Annotated in this window: 5 protein-coding genes; 2 read left to right on the forward strand and 3 right to left on the reverse strand. The window is 73.5% G+C overall.

All coding sequences use genetic code 11. The annotated features are described in order from the left end of the window. Positions 1 to 113: 113 nt before the first annotated feature. From V7793_RS00805 to V7793_RS00815, 3 genes are all read right to left on the reverse strand, one after another. Positions 114 to 917, reverse strand: coding sequence for a thioesterase II family protein (locus tag V7793_RS00805; RefSeq protein ID WP_335580885.1), 804 nt, complete (start codon positions 915 to 917; stop codon positions 114 to 116). After that, positions 914 to 1,738 carry an FkbM family methyltransferase gene (locus tag V7793_RS00810; RefSeq protein ID WP_335580886.1) on the reverse strand — a complete coding sequence of 275 codons (825 nt, stop codon included), beginning with the start codon at positions 1,736 to 1,738 and terminating at the stop codon, positions 914 to 916. Before V7793_RS00810 ends, V7793_RS00805 begins: the two co-directional genes overlap by 4 nt. 88 nt (positions 1,739 to 1,826) lie before the next feature. Beyond that, positions 1,827 to 3,041, reverse strand: a complete 1,215-nt coding sequence (locus tag V7793_RS00815; RefSeq protein ID WP_335580887.1) for a cytochrome P450 — start codon at positions 3,039 to 3,041, stop codon at positions 1,827 to 1,829. A gap of 437 nt (positions 3,042 to 3,478) precedes the next feature. On the opposite strand from V7793_RS00815, the gene V7793_RS00820 reads away from it, so the two are divergent. After that, the gene (locus V7793_RS00820) at positions 3,479 to 6,424 is read left to right on the forward strand and encodes a helix-turn-helix transcriptional regulator (protein WP_335580888.1); all 2,946 of its coding nucleotides are present in this window, start codon (positions 3,479 to 3,481) and stop codon (positions 6,422 to 6,424) included. A 244-nt stretch (positions 6,425 to 6,668) separates the two neighbouring features. Beyond that, entirely contained in the window at positions 6,669 to 7,463 is a 795-nt protein-coding gene (locus V7793_RS00825) for a phytanoyl-CoA dioxygenase family protein (protein WP_335580889.1), read from the forward strand. Positions 7,464 to 7,532: the final 69 nt, after the last annotated feature.

Genomic DNA, 7,532 nt, shown 5'->3' on the forward strand with positions numbered 1-7,532 from the left:
CGGGGACGGATCCTGCACCGCTCGCCCAGGGGTCGTATGGCGGCCCCCGGGGGAGCGGTGCCACTTCCACCGTTCGCCCGGACGGTTCAGGAGCTGCGGCGGTGTGCGGCCGGCTATCGCTGGGAAGGGCCCGGGTCGCCCTGCGTGCAGTCCGCCATGACGGCCCGGCAGATCGCGGCCGGGTCCTCGTGCGGGAAGAAGTGGCCGCCGTCGAAGACGCGCACCCGGGCTTTCGGGGCCCATTGCCGCCACCCTTCGAGGGACTCGACCGGGACGTCGCGGTCCGCCCTGGCGCCGTACACCGAGACGGGCGTCGCGAGCGGGCGCGTGAAGTCCGGTGCGTAGCGCTCGATCAGGTCCAGGTCGGCGCGGAGCGCGGCCAGGAGGCGGGGGCCGAACTCGACGTCGGCCAGGATGCGTTCGTCCGTGCCCCCGAGCCGTCGGACGTAGGAGGCCATGCGCTCGTCGCACGCCTGCAGCACGTCGGCCGGGAAGGACCGCGGCGTGCCAGGAGGCGCGCTCGCGCAGAGCACCGCGCGTTCCGGGAGCGGGCCGGGGGAGTTCTCCAGTCGGTGTACCGCCTCCGCGACGATGAGTGCGCCGAGGCTGTGGCCGAGCAGGATCCAGGGCCCCGTCAGTTCCCGTGCCGCGGCCGCGAGGGCGGCGGCGCGGGCCTCGATGCTGGAGCGGTGCTCCGACCCGTCCGGGCGTTCCCAGTGCACGGCCCGGACGGCTGTCCGGTGCGGGCCGAACGCCCGGTGCCAGGCGTGGAAGGCCGCGGCGCTGCCGCCCGCGTGAGGCACGCAGATCAGCGTCCGGTGCACCGCGGCGCTCGCCGGCCGGCCCAACCGGTTCATCCGGTCCGTCCGGTCCCGCTCCCCGCCCAGCGTGACGAGCTCCGCCCGCTCGGCGCTCACCGGCCCGGCTCCGTCCCGGGGGCCCTGCGGGCGTAGACCTCGTACATCTCGGTGTCGCGCAGGCTGGGGTCCTGCCGCACCTGCGGCGCGAGGCCCGCGTCCCGCAGCAGCTCGCACAGCTGCGCGAGCCGGCCGCCCTCGTCGTGGACCTCCGCCACGACGGCGCCGATGCGCGGCCAGTCGGCGGCGTCGACGCCGCGCAGGACGTCGAGTTCCGCGCGTTCGACGTCCACCTTGAGCAGGGCCACGGACCGGAGGCCGTGCTCCCTGATGAGTTCGGAGACGGTGGTGACCGGGACCTCGATCGTGCAGCCGTCGTGCAGTCCCTCCGTCATCATCTCGACGGATTCCTCGTCGAGTCCGCTGCGGCGCAGGAACGTCTTGGTGAGGGCGTCGTCGGCGGCTCGGTCGGCGTAGAAGCCGGAGTTGCCGGGCGCGGCCGGGTAGTAGGTGAAGTCCTGGACGCCGGGCGCGGTCCCCACTGCCGTCCGCACCGGTGTTCCGCCCGGGACGTGGCGGCCGAGGTTGTCCCGCAGGCAGGCGAAGACGTCCGGCACCGGCTCCGCGGCGACGATCCGGAGCGTCCGCTGCACGTCCGCGAACGCGATCGAGACCAGCCCGACGTTGGCGCCGATGTCGAGCACCGTGTCGTGGGGGCGCAGCTGCCGAGCGGCGAGTCCGTACAGGCCGTCGCCTGTCGCCTCCCGCCAGATCAGCAGTGCTTCGGCGGGGCTGGTGCACGACACCCGTCGGCCGTCCGGGAGGCGCACCTCCTGCCGTGGTGCGAGGGGTACGGCGGGTGCGGCCCGCTCTTCGCTCATGTTTGCTTCCTCAGGCTCACGCGGCGGGACGGTCGATGAGGCAACCGACGGGGCAGCCGACAGGGCAATCGGAGGGTCGGCCGGCAGGTCAGCCGGCGAGGAGTCGCACGGGCAGCGCCTCGTACCCCCGGATCAGGATCGACCGTGTCCGCCGCGGCGGACCGGTCAGCTCCGCACTGCGCACCCGCCGCAGCAACTCCTCGAACAGAACGGTGAGTTCCCTGGTGGCGAGCGCCGCGCCGAGGCAGTAGTGGGCTCCGGCCGCGAAGGCGAGGTGCGGGTTGGGCCGCCGGGTGACGTCGAACCGGTCGGGGTCCGGGAACGCGGCGGGGTCGCGGTTGCCCGCTGCCAGCCACAGCGCCACCTGGTCGCCGGCGGCGATTGTGCGACCGGCGAGTTCGACGGGGGCTGTGGCGGTCCGCAGGACGTGCATCGCGGGGCTGGTGAAGCGCAGGATCTCCTGCACCGCGCCCGGCAGCAGCTCCGGGTCCTCGCGCAGCGACGCCCATTGCTGCGGATTGCGCACCAGGGCCAGGAGGCCGCCGGCGCCGGCATGCCGTGTCGTCTCGTTGCCGCCCGACACGATGCCGTCGCAGTTCAGGAAGATCTCTTCGTCGGTGAGGGGGACGCCGTCGACCGTGCCGTGCGCCAGCGCGGTGATGATGTCCTCCCGGGGCTCGCGCCGACGGCGTTCCAGCAGGTCCGCGTAGTACGCCAGGATGTCGGCGTGTGCCTGGGCCGGCGCGAGCGGGTCGGTGCCGGCGCTCTCGCCCGAGCCGAAGGCCACCATGGTGCGGTCGAGCATGAAGTCCCGGTCGCCCGGCGGAACTCCGAGCATGTCGCAGATCACCGAGAGCGGCAGCCTGGCCGCCACCCGGGTGAAGTCGCACTCGCCCGCGTCCAGCACCTCGTCCAGCACGGCGGTGACCGTCTCGCGCATGGTGTGCTCCAGCCGGGCCACCATGCGCGGGGTGAAAGCGCCGTTGACGATGCGCCGGATCTCGCCGTGCCGGGGCGGATCGGTGATGATCAGCATCTTGCCCGAGGCCGCCGCCGTCGCGGCGGGGTTCTGATCCAGCCGCATGCCCTGCTGGGAGGTGAAGTTCCGCGGGTCCTTGAGGACTTGGGAGATCCCGGCGTGCGACAGGACGGCGTGGAACCGGCGGCCGTCGTACTCGCCCTCGTGCACGGATCCGGACTGCCGCATCCGCTGCCAGAGTTCCTCGGGGCGCCCCTGTGCGTAGAGGTCCGGGTCGCAGAGCTCCAGCGAGCAGGGCACGGTGACCGTTCGAGCACGTGGCATACCTGCGGCTCCTAGGGTGGGCGGGACCTCCCGATCATGCCTGCCGCCCGCCCTGGGCAGAACCCCAGAAACGTGCCACGGGACGGATGGTCCGATTCCGGGGTCGTCGGCCCGAAAATCTGGGGGTCGGCGGCACCGCCACCGGGGCCGGGCGGCGGTGACGGCGTCTCGGCGGGGCCCCGGCGCGTCGGCTCGAATCGGTCGTTCTTCGGTCGTCCGCCCGCTGTGAGACCGGCGGCGCAGCGCTTAGGCTAGTGTTCGATCTTCGGGCTTCTTTCCGGAAGTTCAGGCGAAGGACGTGTCCATATCGATGTCCGCATTGATGTCCACGTCGATGTCCTTATCGATGTCCTCTTTGGTGTCCGATCCGTCAGGAACCTCAATAGTTTTCCAGGAGTGAACTTTCTCGGCCAGGCAATTTGGGGGAATCGCCAACCGTGATAATCAACGCATGGGACGGGCCGCGGGCCGGACTGCTCGAACGGCAGGCGGAAATATCCGAGATCGAGCGAAAGCTCGACGACTTGAGCGATGGAATCGGCGGAATTCTCGCGGTCGAAGGCACTGCGGGGACCGGAAAGTCCAGTCTGCTGCACCTCCTGCAGACCAGAGCGGTCGACAAGAAATTCCTGGTCCTCCACGCCAGGGGCAATGAATTCGAGGCGTCGTTCGCCCTGGGGGCCGTTGCGCAACTGGTCGAATCGGCGGACGACGACGCCCCGGCCGGTAGCCGGCCCGCCGGGCCGCACGGCTCGCGCATCGCGCACCTGCTGCACGGCAAACTGCCGGACGAGGCGCACGCGGCGGGGTGGCACCCGCTGCTGTACGAACTGCACCGCATCCTCCTCGGCCTCGCCGGTGACCGGCGCCTCGTGATCGTCGTCGACGATGCGCAGTGGGCCGATCTGCCGTCGCTGCGCTTCCTCAGCTACCTCGCCGCCCGCGTCGGGGGCAGCCACATGGTGCTGGCCGTCGCCGTGGAGCCCTGCGGCCCCGGCCCGGCCGCCGACCTGCTGGGCGCCGTGGTCACCTCCTTCGAGTCGACCGTGCTCCGGCCCGCGCCGCTCAGCCTGCGCGCCCTCGAACAGGTCGTCGCGGAGACCGTCGGCGGACCCGACCCCGCCGCGCTCGCCGAGTCGCTCTTCGAGGCGACCCACGGCAACCCGATGCTGGTGAGGGCCGTACTCGACGAGGCGGCCACCGGGCCGGGAAGCCCCGACGGACTCGGGAACCCCACCGGCCCCGGGAGCTCCGCCGGGCCCGGGAGCCATGCCGGCGCCGCGAGCTCCGCGAGCCCCGCCGGAGGCGGCCTGGACGGGCTCTCCGATCACGCGCCCCGCAGCCTCGTGCGATGGGTCGTCCGCAAACTGCGCAGCCTTCCGGACCCCTCGTTCGAACTGGCCCAGACGGTCGCGCTACTGGGCCATGTGACCGATCCGCGGATCGTGGAAGACATCGCCTGCCTCAGCCCGGCCGGCGCCGAGAAGGCGCTCGCCGCGCTGATCGACGCCGAGATCCTGGTCGACGGCCCGGTGCTGCGGTTCGCGCAACCGCTGCTCCGCACGGCCGTCCAGCACAGCACGCCGCTGCTCACCCGCGGCCGGCTGCACGCCCGCGCGGCACGCGCCCTGGCTGCCGCCGGCGCCCCGCCGGAACAGGTCGCCGGGCACCTGCTGAAAGCGCCGCCCCAGGGCGACCGGCGGACGGTCCGAAGCCTCCTGGACGCCGCCGCGGCGGCCACCGGGCGGTGCGGGCCGGACGCCGTCCGCTACCTGCGGCGCGCCCTGCGCGAACCACCGGCCGGCCACGACCTGCCGGCGGTCCTGAGCCGGCTCGGCGCCGCCGAGTTGTCGGTCGACCACGAGGAGGCCGCCGTCCACCTCCGGGAAGCCCTGGAGCAGACCTCCGCCCCGGACGCCCGCAGCGCCGTCGCGCGGGACCTGGCCTGGGCGCTCGCACTGGGCTCCCGGTTCGAGGAAGCCGTCACCGTGCTGGCCGGCACGATCGTCGAACTGGACGAGGCGGACGCCGTCGCGCACCTGGACGACGCGCTGTCCTGCATCGCCAGGCTGTCCCCGGGGGCCCGTGACCTCCGCAGGCACCACCTGACCGGGATCCGGCGGCACCTGGACCGGATCCGGGAGCGGGCGACGGGGCCGAGCACCGACGGATTCGTCGGCGACGCCCTCCTCGACCTGTTGCGGAACGGAACGGACGCCACGCAGGTCGCGGACCTCGCCGCGGACACGCTGCGCAGGGCGGAGCCGGCGGCCGAGCACGGCGTCGGCTGGGGCGCGGCCCTCACCGCGGCCTGGTCCCTGGTGGTCTGCGACCGCCTCCCGGAGGCCCGCCGCGCCGCACGGACCCTGGGCGACGCATCACGGCGCCGGGGAGTGAACCTCTTCCATCTCGACCAGTGCCTCCAGGCCTACGTCGAGTTGCAGCTCGGCCAGGTGTCCGCCGCCGCCGAGCTCGCCGCCGGCGCCCTGGAGGCCAGCGAGTCGGAGGGCAGCCCCAGCGTCGTCCAGCCGGTCGCGGCGGCCGCGCTGGTCGAGGCGCTGATCGAACAGGGCGACCTGGAGCCGGCCGGCGCCGCGCTGTCGGCACGCGAGCTCCTCGACGCCGACGGCGACACCTTCGCCCACCTCTTCCTCCTGCGCGCCCGGGGGCGGCTGCGGCTCGAACTCGGACACCCCGGCGAAGGCCTGGCGGACCTGGTGAAGGGCCGGCGGCTGGATGCGGAACTCGGCCTGGCGGCGGAGGCGGTCGGCGCCTGGGCCCCGGTGATCACGGCCCTCCACGGCAGCGGACGGGCCGAGGACGCGCGCGAACTCGGCGAGGAGGAACTCGCCCGGGCCCACGCCTTCGGAGCCGCCCGCCCCCTGGCCGTCGTCCTGCGGACGCTCGCCCCGGCGGTGCCCGCGGACCGCGGCCTGCGCCTGCTGGAGGAGGCCGTCGACGTGCTGGACGGCTCGTCGGCTCTCCTCGAACGGGCCCACACCCTCTACACGTACGGCAGCGTGCTGCTCCGGGCCGGCAAGACCTCCGCGGCACGCGAGCAGCTCCACCTCGCCGCCGAACTGGCCGGTGACTGCGAGGCGTACGCACTGCACCGCCGGGCCTGCGAGGAGCTGCGGTCCCTCGACGCGCCGGCCCGGGGCCAGGGCCGGCGCAAGAGGGCCCCCTCCGCCCTGACGCCCGCCGAACGGCGGGTGGCGGACCTGGCCGCCCGGGGGCTGAGCAACCGGGACATCGCGCAGACGCTGTTCGTGACCGTCAAGACCGTGGAGTGGCACCTCACGCAGGCCTACCGGAAACTGCGCGTCACCTCCCGGGAGAGCCTCCCCGGGGCGCTCGACGCCGTGACCCCAGAGGGGAGCTGAAGCGGCGGAACCTGGGGATCGCTCTGGGGTCCGCATCCCTTGTGCCGGTGTCGCGGGCGGCGTGACGATCTCTGTGGTCCGTGCTCGCCGGCGGCGTGGCCGTGCGGGCCCGCCCACCGGAAGCCGCCGACCGGACCAGCCGCCACGAGCCACCGCGCCTCACCCACAGCCCGCCACCAGCCGCCCGCCACCAGCCGCCCGCCACCGAGAGCCGTCCCCGCATCGGCATACGGAGGGACCCCCCATGGCCCTGACCCAGGACGACCTCGACCGCTACCGGCGGGACGGCTTCGTGGTGCAGGAGGACCTGTTCACCGCCGACGAGGTGGACCTGCTCCGCGACGCGCTGACGGAGGACGCCCGGACACCAGGACCCCAGGTCGTCACCGAGAGCGACGGCCGCACGCTGCGCGCCGTCTACGCCTCGCACCTGCGCCACCCCGTGTTCCGCCGGCTGGCCCGGACCGAGCGCCTCCTCGGCCCGGCCCGGCAGATCGCCGGTGACGATCTGTACGTCCACCAGATGAAGATCAACGTCAAGCAGTCGTTCGCCGGAGAGCGATGGGCCTGGCACCAGGACTACATCGTGTGGCGGGACGCCGACGGCATGCCCGCCCCGTCACAGGTGAACGTCGCGCTGCTGCTGGACGACTGCACGGAGTTCAACGGCCCGGTCATCTTCCTGCGCGGCTCGCACACCCTGGGCACCCTGGAGCGCGACCGCGGGGCCGCCGCGGACGGCACGGGCCACATCGACCCGGACCGCTACGCCCTGTCCCCGCGCGAGCTCTCCGACGTCGTGGAGCGGCACGAGATGGTCGCCCCCAAGGCCGGGCGGGGCAGCGTCCTGTTCTTCAGCCCGCAGATGGTGCACGGCTCCAACACCAACGTCTCCCCGCACCCCCGCCGTCTGCTGATCCTCACCTACAACCCGGTCCCGCAGGCCCCGCGCCCGGCCGGCGAGCCGCGCCCCGAGTACCTCGTGGGCCGCGCGCGCAACGCCCTGGAGATCGACCGGGGCCTGCTCAAGCACGCCTGACCCATCAGAACCACCCCTCTCCGTACGGGAACGCCCTTCCCCCACCGGAACGCCTTCCCCGCAGCGGCC

This window comes from Streptomyces sp. KLMMK, from assembly GCF_036961605.1.
Lineage (GTDB): Bacteria > Actinomycetota > Actinomycetes > Streptomycetales > Streptomycetaceae > Streptomyces > Streptomyces telluris.